The organism is Mesorhizobium sp. M0037 (assembly GCF_040323635.1).
In the GTDB taxonomy this organism is placed as follows: Bacteria; Pseudomonadota; Alphaproteobacteria; order Rhizobiales; family Rhizobiaceae; genus Mesorhizobium.
The window spans coordinates 787,475-803,916 of sequence record NZ_JAMYVB010000001.1 but is presented as its reverse complement, the minus strand read 5'-3'; the positions used below and the strand labels follow the sequence as shown (position 1 = coordinate 803,916).

Here is a 16,442-nt window from a genome sequence, read left to right as displayed (position 1 = left end):
CGGCGACCATGAACGACGAGGTTGACAAGATAGAGCGGACCGGCGGCTGTCTTTGCGGGTCTGTGAGGTATGTTGTTGCCGGCGCGCCGTTGCGCGTTGGCTTGTGTCATTGCCAGGATTGCAAGCGAACCAGCGGCAGCACCTACAGTGCCTTTGCCGTGTGGCCACGGTCGGCTTACCAGTGCAAGGGCGAGCTTGCGGCGTTCAACGGCAGAGGTTTTTGTCCGGCATGCGGGTCGCGCGTGGTGAATCTCCGCGACGACGAAGCCGAGATCATGATCGGCACTCTCGACGATGCGCCAAACGACCTTCTCCCGACATACGAGCTTTGGACCCCCCGGCGCGAAGCCTGGCTCCACAACCTGCCTTGGGCTGACCAATTCGCGGGCGATCGCACCGAAGAAGGCCAAAATTGGCGCGAAGCCCGACGAGTGTGACCATGCTCGAATGGCCCTCCACCCCTTGAACCGTGAAAGTCAGCTTGATGCGCGATGAATCACTCAAGTTCTTGAAGGAAATTGTGGCGACCCCGTCGCCGAGCGGCTTTGAGCAACCCGTAGCGGAGCTTTTCCGCGAGTATGTTCGTCCGTATGCCCACAGGTTGACGACGGACGTCATGGGCAATGTCACGGCGATCATCAATCCTGAGGCGTCTATGCGCTTCATGTATGCCGGGCACATGGATGAGGTCGGCTTCATCGTCCATTACATCGACGATGACGGCTTTCTTTTCTTCAGCACCATAGGTGGAACGGACGTTGCCACTGAAATCGGCCAGCGTGTCTGGGTGCACGGCAAGGAGCCGATCCTGGGCGTCGTGGGTCGCAAGGCAATCCAGACCTTCAAAGCCTCTGACACGTCTCAAACTCCCTCGCTGATGGAACTGTGGATCGATATCGGCGCGAGTTCGCGAGAGGAAGCGTTGAAGGTCGTAGAGGTCGGCAGCGCGGTCACTATCCACGGCGAGTTTGCGGCGCTACAAGGCAACCTTGCTGTCGGACGAGCGTTCGACAACAAGGTTGGCCTCCTCATCGGCGCCGAGGTCCTGCGCTGCCTCTCCGAGGAGGGAGGCGTTCACCCCGGCGTGGGCCTCTATATCCTGGGTACGGTTCAAGAGGAAATTGGTTCCCGAGGCGCGATGACCTCAGCGTTCAATATCGCGCCTCGAACCGGCCTCGCAATTGATATGGGCGTGGCAATGGACTATCCGCGCGCTCGCGCCGAGGATCAGGGCAAACTGGACCTTGGGAAAGGGCCGGCAATCACTCAAGGCGCGAACACCAACCCGGTGGTGTTCAAACTGCTGAAGTCGGTGGCCGAGAAAGAGGGCCTACCTTTTCAGCTTCAGGCGGTGGGCAGCTCAAGCCCTACCGACGCGCGTGTCATGCAGCAGAACCGAGGCGGCGTGGCAAGTGGGGTGCTCTCCGTGCCTTTGCGTTACATGCATACCCCGTCCGAAGTTGTTTGCCTGGATGATGTGCAAACGACGATTGACCTGGTTTGTGCATATTGCCGGCAATTCACGCCGGAGATCGACTTCACGCCAAGATGATCGCTGCGGGATTGATTGTGGAAGTCGTGGCTCCAACAGTCGCCGATCTGGCGCCTGTCGGCCACCGCCCGGTTCGTCGGTCACCGCGCACCTGCGAAAACCCAACCACGGTCCACTGGGGAGCGCGCCTCAGGTCACCGCGACCGCTTCCACCAAACGCCTGAGGAAATCCGTCAGACCGGCTTCAGGATCATCACCTGCGCCAACGAGCACCGAAATACCCCAGCGCCCAAGCACGGCCTCCTCCACAGGGTTGCGGCTGGGCATGAAGATGAACGAAGGGGGACGATCTTTCTCATATCCAGACCGGTGCCAGGTTTGCCAAAGCCGGTGCAACAGCAGCCGGATGTTTGGATCGGAGAGGCTATAGCCAATGAACAGGATCGTGCTGCCGAGAGCGTCGGAGCGAAAGCGGACATCAAGGGGAGAATTGAAGGACAGGCGGTCAAGATAGTCGGTTTCGGTGAGGACAAGGGAAGAGTCCTCGTCAAAGTCGCCGTGAAATTTCACGATGTGCGTTATGCCTCGACGGGCCTGCGCAACGTGCCGTGCGTTGGCCACTTTCACGTACTCTCGACCGTGGATTTCAAAAGCGAGTTCCAGGTTCCGGTCATAGTTCGTCGTATAGATGACGGGAAAATCGAGCGTCACGATGAGACGGTGCAATTCCGATTTCTCGATCCGTTCCTTGGCGACAGACCAGTTTCTGTCCATCCAACTGCGAAGTGGTCCGATGCTGCCATGCTTGATCCGATAGTATTCGGCCAAGGTCTGAAAACGATCGCGTCGCGTGGAAAATTCATCGTCGACGCCGAGCTCCTTTGCCATTCGCTCGATGAGCTTCTCCCAAGACGGAAGTCCGACGCTGATCGATACCCCCGCCCCCACAAACAAAATTGCGCTGCGATGACGAATTGCATTGGCGAGCGAATTTATAGGATCATCATCGTTCATGGATAGGTCCTCCGAAGCCACTCGCGTGGGCCGGACCTAAAGGTGCGTGCCCCGTGAGCGGATCGTGGACGCGGCCCCGCAATTCGAGCCAGCACGGCGCACTGCGGGAGCATCGTGCTCCGCCCTCATCGACGAAATCGGATCGACCACGCACCAGCCAGCCCAGAGGGGGCGGCCCTTGCAGTCCTGCCGAGCCGCTTGCCACCCGAACCGAGGTAGCGGCCGCGAGGACACTGGCTGTGAACTGGAACCGGCGGTGTTGCGGTTTACTGGCCACGTTGATTCAGTTCTGCGCCAGCCATATTGCGCAAAACTCTATCGAGTTTCGCATTCACCAAGAGGTTGCGCCGCTTCGCGCCGATAAAGATGGCGAGAGAGTAAATCATTGTAAGAACAGAGATCATCGTCATTCCGGCCTAAACATCAGCGGCCGGAGATGTTCCATGCGCCCGGAAATATTCCAGTGCAGGTGTTTTTAAATCGCCGAAGCTACGCGCTCAATGCGCGGTTGGTTTCGTGTCCAGGGCGGACGAATTAGCGCAAGGCGGTATTCATCCTCCCACATCGGCGGCGGACTGAAGCGAAATGCTGGTTGTGTCCCCCAGAATTGCAATGAAACGCCGATGCTTTGCATGCGGCCCGGAACAAATGCTCGCTTGCACAGTTCGAGCCATGCAGCGGTCGACCCCCGCGCTGCAAGATCGGTAGCCCGATCGCCCGCGCCGGCCCCTCCCACGGCGCGGGCTTTCGTTTGAATTCACGCTGTCGGGGTTGGAGTCGCTCCGCCGTTGTCGCGAGCCGGCTGATATACGCGCTGTCCGGGGCTCGCGGGATGCCGGCGACATCGGCATTCGCGCAGTCCGGCAGGTCAGCCGATGCACGGGAACAACGCGGCACTGTGATGGTTTGGTGGCCTCGGAAGGTGGCAGAGAACGATGGGCAAAAAGCCCAAACAGCACGCAAAATCCACGGCGGATCGCGAAAAGGCGATCGAGGCGCTCTACTTCGCGCGCAAGTGCGGCCTTACGAAGGAAGAGGCACTCAAGATGCTTAGGGAAGCCCCGATCGGGATCGATGATGAAGCCGAAGAGCGCTCCGGCAGTTAGACGCGATCGCCGGTCGCGCGTCGCAGCCGGCCGCGGCGCATGATCTTCTTCACTTCCGATACGCATTTCAACGATCCGCGCATTCTGCGCCTCGACCGGCGTCCCTTCGCCTCGTTGGTCGATCATGACCAGGCGCTGGTTGCGTTTTGGAACGAAACGGTTGGCCCGAACGACGAGGTCTGGCACCTCGGCGATTTCGCCAAGGGTCCAGCCGAGACCGTGTCTTCACTGCTGTCGTCTCTTAACGGGTCCAAGCACCTGATAATTGGCAACAATGATGGCGCCGCCACCATTGGCGACCCGGCCTGGGCGAGCGTGCACCACTACATGGAGCTTCTTGTCGAGGGCAGCTTGCTGGTTCTGTGCCACTATCCTTTTCGCACCTGGAACCAGATCGGCAAGAGGTCGGTAAACCTGCACGGTCATTCGCACGGTCGTCTGAAGCCGATGACGCGCCAGCATGATGTCGGCGTCGACGCATGGGGGTTTCGTCCGGTAACCTTTGCTGCCATTCAGGCCAGTCGCCGGCGGGGTTAGCCCGACAGAACGCCGGGCGAGCGAAGGTCTTCAGCTTAGCGGGATTGGAGCCGACGAGAGGCCGTCTGTAATCCTGCCGGACCCGCAACAATGCGACAATTCTGGTTGGGCGACTTCAAATAGGAGAACTGCTTCATATATGCGGTTTTCGCGGTACGCGGACCGCGCCGCACCATCAGCTTGAGTGTGGCGAAGTCTTACGGAAGCCCTACCGGCCGTCGCAGCGCGAGATCGAACCCGTCGCCTGAGCTCAGCACGTGAACCCTAAGATCATGGATGGAAAGGGCGGCATCAGGCTCACCTTCCGCGATGTTGGAATGCGTCACGCCGGCTGCATCGACCAGATAGACAGCGCCGCTGCCGATGACCTTGAACATCTCGCCCTTCACCACGATCGCAGTGTCTTCATCGATGCCGATGCCGAGGACGCGCGGGTTCTGCGACACCGCCCCGATGAGCCGCCCAATGCGGCCCCGTTCCGCAAAGTGCTGGTCGATAATTACATTCGGCAGCAGGCCCAGTCCCGGCGCCATCCGAATGTGGCCGATCCGAAAGGAGGCTGCGTTCGGCCCCTTCACCATCATCGTGTCGCTCATGACCGACGCGCCCGCGGAGGTGCCGGCAATGACGCCGCCGGCTTCATAGATTTCGTGCACCCGCTCGTCGATGGGCGTGTCGCCGATCTGGCTGGTGATCCGGAGTTGGTCGCCGCCGGAGAAGAACACCGCGCTCACGTTTGCGAGCGCACTTATTTTCTTTTCATGAGCTGCCTCGAGGCGGTCGTTGACGTAGAGTTCGATGACATCCTTGATGCCCAGCTCACCGAAGGACCTCTGATACTTCTCGAGATAGCCATCCGGCTCATGAGACGCGATGGTGGCAAGCACCAGGCGGCCGTTCGGAACCAGGCTCGCTACCTCCTTCAAGATGACACGATCGCCATCATGGTCCTCGTGGCCGCCGATGATGACGAGCGTTCCAGCTTTACCGTTCGAGGATCGTTTTTTCTTCTTGTCGGTCATTTGCCCACGTCTTTCTTGCGCAGGAAAACGTGCGGGTGGTTGTCCTCGCTGGTCATGAAAGCGACTGCGAACTCCCTGCTGTTATGCGCCCATCCAGACACGCCGGTCGCGGTAAGCACGATGGCTCCGGCTTCGCCGCCGATCGCCTCGACTTCCTTGAGCGCGGGATTCAGCACCTGCTCCAGGCCGCCTTCAGCCTGTCCCGAGGACAATGCCTGCCGCGCCGAGAGTGACTGCATGACACGGGCCGCGAGAGCCTTTCGCGCAATATGCTCACCGTCTCCCGAGAAGGCGACGGCTCCCAACCGGTTGTCGGCATAGTAGCCGCAACCGGGTTGCGGAGAATCCCCCACACGACCCGGAGCACTGCCGTCCAGTCCGCCGGTCGAAGTGCCCACGGCGATGTCCCCGTACTGATCCAGGGCAACCACACCGATCGTATCCTTCGCCTCCGACTTGCTGGAGGCGTCGCGCTGCTGCGGCGTGATCAAATCCGCCGGATCGCAAAGCTCCAGCTGCTTGTCGGCGGCGAAACGCCGGGCCCCCTCCGACGCCAGCAGGATCGGCTCCTCATGCAGCATTGCCTTCGCGACACTGATTGGATGGCGCACGCCCTTCATCACTGCGACGGCACCCACATTGAAGTCCCTGCCCTCCATCAGGCCAGCGCACATCTCGACCTCGCCGTCCGAATTGAGGGCACTTCCATATCCCGCATTGAACGTCGGGTCCGCCTCGAGGATGCGACCGGCCGCTTCCACGGCATCGACCGCCGTTCCGCCGCCGGCCAGGACGGCCCGACCTGCCTCGAGTGCCTCGATGCATCCGTTGCGATGCGCCTCCTCCTCTTGCGGATCGATCTCCTTGGCGCCGCCGTGCAGGATCAGCGACCACATCAGCCAGCCCTCAGATGGCGAATATGGGTCTGATCGGGCCCTCCCCTCGAAGGCGTCGCGCCTCCGAAGCCGGTTACCTGCCGCCACACGGCTTCAACGTCGTCGACGGTCAGCACGACAAGGTCGTTTTCCCGTGCAAGCCTGAGACACACGTCGACGGCCTCCTTCTCGGGACAGACGGCGTGAATGCGGCCTGGGGCGCAGCCGGCGTTCAAGGCACCTTCCCGCAGCAAGCCGGCGATCGCTCCGGGGGCTCGGCCGCGCAGCTCCTGCTCATCCTCCTTGAAGACGATGACGTCGAATATCCGCGAAGCGATCGCGCCCATCTCGCGTATGTCGCAATCGCGGCGGTCGCCCGGTATGGCGACCAGGCCGATCGTGCGCTGATAGCCGCGCCTCATGTGGGAAACGAGCTTTCCGAGCGCCTTCAGCCCCTCCGGATTGTGCGCATAGTCGACGATGGTGCGGAAACCATGTCCGTCGAAGACGTTGAGGCGACCGGGAGATTGCTCGAACGAGGTGCCAAACTCGGCCAGCGCCGCCCGGATCGTTGCCGCCGGAACGTCGTGGCAATGCGCCATGGCGACGGCTGCCAGGCTGTTGGCAACGTTGAATTCGGCCGAACCCTCGAAGGTCGCGGGAATTTCGTCGACGCTCATCAAGAACATCGATTCCCCATCCTCGTGGATGAAAATGTCCCAGCCGTCGCTGCTGGGCTCCCGCGTCACGGCGCGGCCGCCTTCCGCCAGGTGGCTGCGCAAGAAACCGGGCCACTCGCTCCTGCTCGCCAGCGAGAAGTAGCAGATCCTGCCGCCGGCATCTCGCGACATTGCGGACGTATGGACGTCGTCGGCATTGAGAATGCTCCATCCCCCGCGGCGGACGGACTCGACCACGACCGATTTCACCTCCGCCAGGTCCTCGATCGTGTCGATGCCCCTCAGCCCGAGATGATCGCCGTGGACGTTCAGAACGGCGCCAACATCGCATGCATCGAAGGCAAGCCCTTCGCGCAGGATGCCGCCGCGCGCACATTCCAGCACCGCGACATCGACACCCGGCTCGCGCAGCACGATCCTGGCGCTCTGCGGACCGGAGCAGTCCCCTGTCATGATCCGCTCGCCGTTCAAGTAGACGCCGGTGGTGGAGGTGAGCCCGACGGTTGCGCCATTCGCCTGCAGGATGTGCGCCAGCATCCGGGCAGTGGTCGACTTGCCGTTGGTTCCCGTGATCGCGAAGATCGGAATCCGGCCGTCCTTGCCGCCTTTGAAGAGAAGATCGAGCACGGGCCGTGCGACGTTGCGGGCGCGCCCCGACGAGGGTTCGAGATGCATGCGAAAGCCAGGACCGGCATTCACCTCTATGATGCCGCCGCCGGTTTCGCTCACCGGCCGTGAGATGTCGGGACAGACGAAGTCGATCCCGGCAATGTCGAGACCGACGATCTGTGCCGCCCGCCTGGCGATCAGCGCGTTTTCGGGATGGATTTCTTCCGTCCGGTCGATCGCGGTCCCACCGGTGGAGAGATTGGCGGTGGGCCGCAAGAGCACCATTTGGCCCGGCGCTGGAACGCTCGCCAGGGCGAGCTGCGATTTTGACAGGAAATGCTCGACGCATTCGTCGATTTCGATGCGGGTCAATACCGAGGAATGGCCCTCTCCCCTCCGCGGGTCGCGGTTCGTCTCCTCGACGAGCTCGGCGACAGAACTCCGGCCATCGCCGACCACATGGGCCGGAACCCTCTCGGCAAGCGCCACCACCTTTCCGCCGATTACCAGGATCCTGTGATCCGAGCCGACGAAATGCTGCTCGACGATAACGCTGCGGCTGTGTTCTCGCGCCTGTTCGAAACCCCAGCGGACGTCGTCTTCTGTTGCCAGACCGATGTTGACGCCGCTTCCATGATTGCCATCGAGTGGTTTGGTGACCACGGGGTAGCCCAGCCGTGCGGCTGCCGCGACCGCGTCCTGCGCCGATCGCACCAGCTCCCCGCGTGGCACCGGCAGGCCGGCCTGTTGCAGCAGGAATTTGGTCAGGTCCTTATCCGAGGCGATCTCGGTCGCAATCTCGGAAGTGAGGTCACTGCAACTGGCGCGGATGCGCTTCTGATGCTTTCCGTGACCAAACAGCACGAGGCTGCTGTCGTCGATCCGCGCCGCCGGAATGCCTCGCCTCTCGGCCTCGCGCACCAAGGAAGCAGTCGTAGGCCCCAAGGCACGCTCGGCGGCCAGAAGCTTGAGCTGCTGCAGCCTGGCTGCGAACTCGAATGGCCCCTGCGTTTCCGCAATGTCGCCGAGCCCCTCGACACCATGCAGATTGGCCGGCAGCAGGCTGTCCACCAGTTCGAGCGCGACGCGCCCGGCGAGCAGCCCGACAAGCTCGTCCTTGTAGGCGAACATGACATTATAAGTGCCGGGACTGCCTTTGACCGACCGTGTCTTTCCTCGTGTCACCCGGTGACCGAGCATGCTCTGCAGTTCCAGGGCGACATGCTCGACGACGTGGCCGAGCCAGGTTCCTTCCTGCATGCGGCGGACGAAGCCGCCGGCGGCGCCATAGCTGCAGCCATGGCCCGCAAGGCCGGGCAACAGTCGGACGATTTGTTCGGAAAACCCGGGCAGTTTGTCTGTCGGGAACGCCTCAAGGGCTCCGAGGTCGATCCGAATCTGGACCATTGGCGTCATGCTATAGAGGTGCGGCCCGCGAAACACGCGGGCGTCCACGACGCGGATAGGGCGAAAACGCGAGGCGCCCCGATGAATTTCTTTGTCCGACATAGTCCGTTTCTCCTGACTAACTCCGCAACATCCGGAGGATCGGTTAGTTCCCGGCCTTTCAGCCCAAATATTTTTGCAGGAGAGAGAAACAAAAGTGGCCGATAACATATGTTGGCCCAAGAACACCCTCTGGTCATCTCGGCCACGTGCGGTCGCTGTTCTGAGGGGCTACTTATCTCTCGGGACGAGGCGGGCCAGGCGTTCGCTCGTTTTCACAAGCATTCGCCGGGCACATCGCGGCCGTTGAGCTAGTGCCCGGCTTTAGCTCATGGCGACCCATTGTGCGGGTCAAGCACTGAGGCATTAATCTTCAGCACGCCTTCGGCACCCGGGAACATTTCCAGACGCGTCAGGTTTGGAACCATCCTTGCACCGGAACTACAGCCATGCAGAGTCGAAAATCGGTGAAGGCCGCGCTCGTCAAGGAGATCGACGCGGTCCGCCTTCGTATCTCGCTGCTTGAAAGCGAGCTATGCAGAGATGGCAGACCCAGGCAAATTGGATGGCGTTCAGGATACGAACTGAACGCCCACAAAGCCCGCCTTGCTCGACTGGAGACCGTGCTTGCCCACTATCCGTCGGCACCGACGGCCCGGGCATCGAAACAGCAACAGCTTGAGTTGCCCGCAAGTCAACCAAGTAATTTTGGGGAAACGCCATGGCTGACAGACCCTCAATCAGAACTCCGCTAGCTCGAGTGCGGGGCCTTGGATCGGCGAAACACGGAACCGAAACGTTCATGCTGGAGCGGCTGACATCTGCTGCCCTGTTGATCCTTGTCATTTACATCGTCGCGGTCGTTATAATGCTGGTCGGTGAGCCTCGAGACGCCGTCCTCAGCGTCGTAGGATCGATCTATGTCGCGCCAGCCCTTATTGGCTTCATTCTCGTAAGCTGCGTTCACATGCGGCTTGGAATGCAATCGATCATCGAAGATTACTGCCATGCCACCGTGCTCAAATCGCTTCTTCTGATCGCCAATTGGTTATTCTGCTGGGCAGTCGCGCTCGCAAGCTTGTTCGCTGTGCTGTTAATCAGCTTCAGATAGCGATCCGGTTCTCAGCTGCAGCCAACGTCTGCCACCGGCAGGCTGAAGTTCGCCTCAGCGGCGAACCGGGCTGGCTTGCGCACAGGAGTTCGACAACCCGGCCTCATCTGATTTGCGGCAGCCTGTCCCATTGATGGAAAGGGGGTGGAGAGGTCAGCTCCCACTCCAATGTGGTAGCTCCTGGCCCCCATGGGTTCATGCCGGCGGCTCTTTGCCGGTAGAAAGCTTCCAAGATGCCGAAGAGGAAAATCACGACACTCGCGGCCGACAGGTACGATCCATACGAGGACACCATGTTCCAGCCGGCGAATGCGTCGGGATAGTCGACATAGCGACGCGGCATGCCCGCCAATCCAAGGAAGTGATGGGGGAAGAAGACGAGGTTCACGCCGACGAAGGTCGTCCAGAAATGGACCCCAGCCAGAAGCGGATTGTAGAGATATCCCGTCATTTTCGGAAACCAGTAATACCAGCCCGCGAAGATGCCGAAGATCGCTCCCAGTGAAAGTATGTAGTGGAAATGCGCGACGACGAAGTATGTGTCGTGCAGTTCACGGTCGAGGCCGGCATTTGCGAGTTGAACGCCCGTCACCCCGCCTACGGTGAACAGGAATATGAAGCCGAGGGCCCAGAGCATCGGCGTCCGCAGGCCGACCGAGCCGCCCCACATGGTTGCAATCCAGGAGAACACTTTTATCCCGGTCGGCACTGCGATCACCATCGTGGCGAAGGTGAAGTAGCGCTGCGTGTCGAGGCCTATCCCGCTGGTGTACATATGGTGGGCCCAGACGACGAAGCCGATCACCCCGATCGCCACGATTGCGTAGACCATCCCGAGATACCCGAAGATCGGCTTTCGCGAGAAGGTCGAGATCACCTGGCTGACGATGCCGAACGCCGGCAGGATCATGATGTAGACTTCCGGGTGGCCGAAGAACCAGAAGAGATGCTGGTACAGCAGCGGGTCGCCTCCGCCGTCCGGCGCGAAGAACGTGGTTCCGAAATTGCGATCAGTCAGGAGCATGGTGATGGCGCCGGCCAGCACCGGCAGAGCCAGCAGCAGCAGGAAGGCGGTGATGAGGATCGACCACACGAACAGGGGCATCTTGTGCAGGGTCATCCCCGGCGCGCGCATGTTGAAGATGGTGGTGATGAAGTTGATGGCTCCCAGGATCGAGGAGGCGCCCGCAATGTGCAGAGACAGGATGACCAGATCCACGGCGGGACCGGGATGGCCGGAGGTCGACAGCGGCGGGTACAGGAACCAGCCGGTCCCAGGGCCATAGCCGCCGGGGACGCTGGGCATGAAGATCGACAATAAAAGCAACATCAATGCCGGCGGCAGCAGCCAGAACGAGATGTTGTTCATGCGCGGGAAGGCCATGTCGGGGGCGCCGATCATGATCGGAACCATCCAGTTGGCGAAGCCGCCGATCAGGGCGGGCATCACAGTGTAGAAGATCATGATCAGCGCGTGGGCCGTGGTGAAGACGTTGTAAAGCTGCTTGCCGGCGTCGATCGCCGCGTCGCCCTGGTAACCGTAGATCATCGACGCCAGTCCGGGGAAAAACTGGATCCCGGGTTGCTGCAGCTCGATTCGCATGCTCACCGACAAGAGCATGCCGATCACCCCCGCGATGAAAGCGAAGACCAGATAGAGTGTGCCGATGTCCTTGTGGTTGGTCGAAAACAGCCATCGGGTGATGCCGCTCGGCTGATGGCCGTCGAGACCGCCCGGATCTGCCGCCGTATATTCGTTCATGACCTTCTCCGCTTGAGCCGTCCGTCGCCAGCATCGAACCGTGCTGGAACTTGATTGTTCCCTCCACCGAACCGACAGCCAGGAACATTCCACGGAAGCCGCTGTTAGGTTCCGCGCGGCCGACCCTGCGCGGCTGAGGATCGACGTCCATGCTGGCGATAATTGCTGCGACACTGGTTCTGACGACGGTGGTTGGTGGGCTGATATCCGCCTTCTGGCTCGAGGCGCGTCATGGTCTCCATGACCCCATGCCGCCGGACATGTCGGTGCGCAGGCAACTGAACGCCCCGGCCTGGAGCCGGTGGTCCTGACATGGACGCGATCACCGCGACACTCGACCCGAGGACGCGAGCCGGCTGGCTGCTGCTCGGCTTCGCGCTCGGCGGTTTCTTCGACGGCATCGTCCTGCATCAGATCCTGCAATGGCATCATCTTCTCTCGGGCGTCGCCGATCCGGCGGGTTCCGACCTGCGCTTCCAGATCATGGCCGACGGCCTCTTCCATCTTTTCATGTATGTGCTCGCCGTCGCCGGCACGGTGCTGCTGGTGGCCGCGAGGGCGGCGGGCGCGCGGCCCGGGACCACCACGGAGATCCTGCGGCTCGCCTTCGCAGGGTTCGGCGTCTGGCATGTCGTCGATGCTGTCGTGTTTCACTGGCTGCTGGGTCTGCACCGGATCAAGATGAACAGCGACTTGCCGCTCGCCTGGGATATCGCGTGGCTGGTCATCTTCGGCATCGTGCCGCTTGTGTTGGTGCTGGTGCTGCCCAACCGCGGCGGACCGGCACGCGGTGCTTCGGCAGCGCTGACCAGCATCGTCCTGCTCGCGGGATTGGCAGCCGGCGCCGGCCCGTTCTTCAACGGTGCCGCCAATTCCATCATCGTCTTTCGGGCCGGGATGGAACCGGCGGCGATGATGCGGGCGGTTGAAGTCGCCGACGCCCATCTCAAATGGGTCGACGCCAGCGGCACCATCTGGGCGGTCGACCGCGTCTCATGGCGCGGGTTGGTATCCCTTCACGCGCGCGGCGCCCTTGTGGTCAGCACGACGCCTGTCATTGCCGGATGCCTCGCCTGGACCGATGCCGCCGGAATGAGCAGTAGCTCCAGCCAGCAGCGAGGCACTCCTGCCAGGCTATGACTTCCGGACAGGGATAGGGGAGTATCAAGCATGCAGTTCGCCACCGAGAGCAGCCACGGCCGGAGCCTGACACCGCGCATCGTCGTGGTCGGCGGAGGCTTTGCCGGCCTGGAGGTTGCCAAGGCGCTTGGCAAGGCGGAAATCGGGGTGACGATCATCGACCGCCACAATCACCACCTGTTCCAGCCCTTGCTCTATCAGGTTGCAACCGCCGCCTTGTCGGCGCCTGATATCGCCGAGCCCATCCGCAAGATCCTGGGCCGCTATCCCTCGGTTCAGGTCCTCTTCGGCGATGTCACCGAGATCGGCACCGAGGCCAGGATACTGGTGCTGGCCGATGGGACCACGGTCCCCTACGACATCCTGGTCTTGGCCACTGGTTCGCAGCCATTCTATTTCGGCCAGGAGAGCTGGGCTCGGGTTTGTCCCGGTTTGAAGACCATCGAGGACGCGCGCACGATCCGGTCACGGCTGCTGCTATCGTTCGAGCACGCGGAACGGACCACCGATCCAGTCGAGCAATCCCGGCTGATGACGATCGCCATTATCGGCGGCGGCCCGACCGGTGTCGAACTGGCGGGCTCGATCGCCGAACTCAGCCGGCACACACTGGCGCGCGACTTCCGCAACATCCGGCCCGAGAAGACAAGGATCATACTGGTAGAAGCCGGCGAGCGTCTGCTCGCCGGATTCGCCCCGGAGCTTTCCAGATATGCACGTCTGCGCCTTGAAAGCCTGGGCGTCGAGGTCGCGCTCGGCAACCGGGTCGAGGCTATCGAAGCGCATCAGCTCACCGTCGGCGGCCAGGTGATCCCGGTGGCCTTGACGCTCTGGGCCGCCGGGGTGGCGGCTTCTCCGCTGGTCGCCCAGCTTGGTGTCGGGCTTGACCGCGGCGGTCGGGTGAAGGTCGAATCCGACCTGCAGGTCGTCGGCCATCCCGATGTCTTCGCGCTTGGCGACGTCGCACTGGTCCTCGATGGGAACGGCCAGCCATTGCCGGGTCTTGCCCAGGTCGCCAAGCAGCAGGGCGAGTACCTCGGCAAGGCACTGGCACGCCGGATAGATGCTGGCGACACGCTGCCCGCTTTTGTCTTCAGCAATCGAGGCAACACGGCCATTGTCGGCCGCCACGCTGCCGTGTTCGAATCGGGCAGGCTGAAACTGAAAGGCTGGTTCGCCTGGTCTGCCTGGGCGCTCATCCATGTTTATCTGCTCGTCGGTTTTCAGCACCGCGTTCAGGTCTCGATCCAGTGGCTCTGGCGCTACCTGACCTATGAGCGTGGCGCCCGACTCATCGCCGAGGAACGAGTCGAACCGGGTTCAACATCGTCGCCGGGAGCGGCCCCGAGAGAGCCGCTGCCACCCAAGGCAGACGCCGCCCCGGCATTGCCCGCCCGCACTGACTAGATTGCCGGGTGCTCAGTTCGGAGACAGTGGCGATGCGGGGATCAGCTCTGGATTCCGCCACGGCCCGTCGTCCCACTGCAGCCCGAACCTCGATAATCGAGGCGGGTGGTTCCCAGCTTGTATCCGGTGCCGGCATGATGGGATCCGGATGGCACCAGCGACGTTGCATCCCTATATGCTCAAATGAACACAGGCTCCTCGAAACGGGATCTGTTGAACCCCTCCTCTTCAGAGACAGCTCGTCATGACGTCACCTGCGACTGCTGAACAACCCCCGGTCATTCAGACGGGGCTTCCCGCCCTGAGCAACAGCTATGCGCAATTGCCGGAGCGCTTCTTCGCGCAAACAGATCCGAAGCCGGTGTCCGAACCGCGGCTGATCCGGTTCAACCGGCACCTCGCGGAGGAACTCGGGCTCGATGCCGACCAGCTTACCAGCCCGGATGGAGTGGCGATGCTTGCCGGCAACAGATTTCCGGAAGGGTTGCAAGCAATCGCCCTGGCCTATGCGGGCCACCAGTTCGGAAACTTCGTGCCTCAGCTTGGCGACGGGCGCGCCCTGCTGCTTGGCGAAGTGGTGGACGTCAACGGCGTTCGCCGTGACATCCAGCTGAAAGGATCGGGACCAACGCGGTTCTCGCGCAACGGCGACGGCCGCGCCGCACTCGGCCCTGTCCTGCGCGAATATGTCGTCAGCGAAGCGATGGGGGCGCTCGGCATTCCGACGACGCGAAGCCTTGCGGCGGTGCTCACCGGCGACCCGGTCTATCGCGAGGTCCGGCTGCCCGGCGCCGTCCTGACACGGGTGGCGGCAAGCCATATCAGGATCGGCACGTTCCAATATTTCGCCGCGCGCCACGACACCGAGGCGCTCAAGATACTGGCCGACTATGCCATTCAGCGTCACTTCCCACAGCTGGCGGGGGAAGCACGGCCGTACCGGGCTTTGCTGGAGGCCGTTGTCGCCGCACAGGCGGACCTGGTGGCGCGCTGGATGCTGGTCGGCTTCATCCATGGCGTCATGAACACCGACAACATGTCGATCTCGGGCGAGACGATCGACTATGGCCCATGCGCCTTCATGGACGCTTACGACCCCAGCGCGGTGTTCAGTTCGATAGACCGCGCCGGTCGCTATGCCTATGCCAACCAGCCTCGTGTCGCCACATGGAACCTTGCGCGCTTTGCCGAGACCCTGCTGCCGCTCATGAGCACGGACGAGAATGAAGCAGTGTCTGAAGCGGAAGAGGTGCTGAGGTCGTTCCAGGCCTCCTATGAGGCTGTGTTGCAGCGCGGCTTCCGCAGAAAACTCGGACTGCTGACCGAAGCGGAAGGCGACTTGCAGCTCGCTGCCGACTTTCTGGATGTGCTGGCTCGCGGCGAAGCGGATTTTACGCTCGGCTTCCGGCGCCTGGGCGATGACCTCGACGCTGCGGACGGCCAAGGCACGGCGCGGCAGTTGTTTAAGGATCCAGGCTCATTCGATGCCTGGTCGGCGCGGTGGCGCCAGCGCATTGCAAGCGAAGCAGCCGACACGGCCACGCGCCGGGCAGCCATGCAATCCGTCAATCCCAAATTCATCCCCCGCAATCATCGCATCGAGGCGATGATCCAGGCGGCGTTGGGCGGCGACTTCACACCGTTCGAGGAGATCTTGACGGTCGTCAGCCGTCCCTTCGATGAGCAGCCGGGAATGGAACGCTATGCTGAGCCGCCACGCCCGGATGAGCGCGTCCTGCAGACATTCTGCGGTACCTGAGACATTCGTGATGGTCGCTTAACATGTGCAAATGCGGAAGACCCATTTGCAAGCTATCGTCACGGGTACTCTCGTAAGGGCTGAGCTATGACGATCATAGAATTGGCATTCGAATTGCTGGCACGGAAGCTCGTAGACCGTACCGGAATATCAGACGAAGATGCTCGAGACCTTGTCGCAGCCATGGGAGCTGACTGGTCATCGCTCGTGCGAGCAGCGAGGGCGATCAAAGAGACTTAGGTCTTTTGACGTCGTTTTAGCTGCCATCAGCTGCAGGGAGAGCGGACCTGAGGCTGCTGCCGCGATCCAGGCGCGACACCATCACCGATCATGTCAGCAACGTGGTCAAGCACTGTATTTCGGTCGCTCGAAATCGACCGGATACAACACGCTGCTCTCCTGAAAGCCACTGAAGCCCGCTACGCAAGTCGCCGGAAGCTCGCAATAAACTGCGATAGCAGCCCAGTCTTGAGGTTTATATT

General features: G+C 61.8%; 13 protein-coding genes. 8 read left to right on the top strand and 5 right to left on the bottom strand.

Features of this window, described 5'->3' with window-relative positions:
- Positions 1 to 8: 8 nt before the first annotated feature.
- Positions 9 to 437: a GFA family protein gene (locus tag NKJ78_RS04160; RefSeq protein WP_050588073.1), complete on the top strand. Its 429-nt coding sequence runs from the start codon at positions 9 to 11 to the stop codon at positions 435 to 437.
- Positions 438 to 484: 47 nt separating this feature from the next.
- Positions 485 to 1,552 carry a M42 family metallopeptidase gene (locus NKJ78_RS04155; RefSeq protein WP_352459457.1) on the top strand — a complete coding sequence of 356 codons (1,068 nt, stop codon included), beginning with the start codon at positions 485 to 487 and terminating at the stop codon, positions 1,550 to 1,552.
- Positions 1,553 to 1,681: 129 nt separating this feature from the next.
- Here NKJ78_RS04155 and NKJ78_RS04150 read toward each other — a convergent pair whose 3' ends face one another.
- Positions 1,682 to 2,506: an SIR2 family NAD-dependent protein deacylase gene (locus NKJ78_RS04150; RefSeq protein ID WP_023682459.1), complete on the bottom strand. Its 825-nt coding sequence runs from the start codon at positions 2,504 to 2,506 to the stop codon at positions 1,682 to 1,684.
- Between the two features lie 935 nt (positions 2,507 to 3,441).
- On the opposite strand from NKJ78_RS04150, the gene NKJ78_RS04145 reads away from it, so the two are divergent.
- Both NKJ78_RS04145 and NKJ78_RS04140 read left to right on the top strand, forming a co-directional pair.
- Positions 3,442 to 3,612: a hypothetical protein gene (locus NKJ78_RS04145; protein ID WP_023672674.1), complete on the top strand. Its 171-nt coding sequence runs from the start codon at positions 3,442 to 3,444 to the stop codon at positions 3,610 to 3,612.
- Positions 3,613 to 3,651: 39 nt separating this feature from the next.
- Positions 3,652 to 4,149: a hydrolase gene (locus tag NKJ78_RS04140; RefSeq protein WP_023682458.1), complete on the top strand. Its 498-nt coding sequence runs from the start codon at positions 3,652 to 3,654 to the stop codon at positions 4,147 to 4,149.
- Positions 4,150 to 4,346: 197 nt separating this feature from the next.
- Here the strand turns inward: NKJ78_RS04140 and NKJ78_RS04135 are convergent, their stop codons facing one another.
- Genes NKJ78_RS04135 through cphA form a run of 3 tightly spaced genes read right to left on the bottom strand, consistent with a single transcriptional unit; the run spans position 4,347 to position 8,952 of the window.
- Positions 4,347 to 5,171, bottom strand: a complete 825-nt coding sequence (locus NKJ78_RS04135) for a cyanophycinase (protein ID WP_023682457.1) — start codon at positions 5,169 to 5,171, stop codon at positions 4,347 to 4,349.
- On the bottom strand, positions 5,168 to 6,067 hold the full coding sequence (locus NKJ78_RS04130; protein WP_352562369.1) for an isoaspartyl peptidase/L-asparaginase family protein: 900 nt from the start codon (positions 6,065 to 6,067) through the stop codon (positions 5,168 to 5,170). The genes NKJ78_RS04135 and NKJ78_RS04130 overlap by 4 nt, the downstream gene beginning before the upstream one ends.
- On the bottom strand, positions 6,067 to 8,952 hold the full coding sequence (gene cphA / locus NKJ78_RS04125; RefSeq protein ID WP_352562368.1) for a cyanophycin synthetase: 2,886 nt from the start codon (positions 8,950 to 8,952) through the stop codon (positions 6,067 to 6,069). Before cphA ends, NKJ78_RS04130 begins: the two co-directional genes overlap by 1 nt.
- Positions 8,953 to 9,502: 550 nt before the next feature.
- Between cphA and sdhD the strand changes: the two genes are divergently transcribed.
- On the top strand, positions 9,503 to 9,892 hold the full coding sequence (gene sdhD, locus NKJ78_RS04120; protein WP_027050929.1) for a succinate dehydrogenase, hydrophobic membrane anchor protein: 390 nt from the start codon (positions 9,503 to 9,505) through the stop codon (positions 9,890 to 9,892).
- 103 nt (positions 9,893 to 9,995) lie between these two features.
- On the opposite strand, the gene ctaD is transcribed toward sdhD, so the two are convergent.
- Positions 9,996 to 11,654 (bottom strand): cytochrome c oxidase subunit I, encoded by a 1,659-nt coding sequence (gene ctaD / locus NKJ78_RS04115; RefSeq protein WP_023710466.1) that lies wholly within the window; start codon positions 11,652 to 11,654, stop codon positions 9,996 to 9,998.
- 312 nt (positions 11,655 to 11,966) lie between these two features.
- Between ctaD and NKJ78_RS04110 the strand changes: the two genes are divergently transcribed.
- From NKJ78_RS04110 to NKJ78_RS04100, 3 genes are all read left to right on the top strand, one after another.
- On the top strand, positions 11,967 to 12,794 hold the full coding sequence (locus NKJ78_RS04110; protein WP_023738736.1) for a DUF2243 domain-containing protein: 828 nt from the start codon (positions 11,967 to 11,969) through the stop codon (positions 12,792 to 12,794).
- 30 nt (positions 12,795 to 12,824) lie between these two features.
- Entirely contained in the window at positions 12,825 to 14,201 is a 1,377-nt protein-coding gene (locus NKJ78_RS04105) for an NAD(P)/FAD-dependent oxidoreductase (RefSeq protein WP_023738735.1), read from the top strand.
- 244 nt (positions 14,202 to 14,445) lie between these two features.
- Positions 14,446 to 15,960, top strand: coding sequence for a protein adenylyltransferase SelO (locus NKJ78_RS04100; RefSeq protein WP_023738734.1), 1,515 nt, complete (start codon positions 14,446 to 14,448; stop codon positions 15,958 to 15,960).
- Positions 15,961 to 16,442 lie beyond the last annotated feature (482 nt).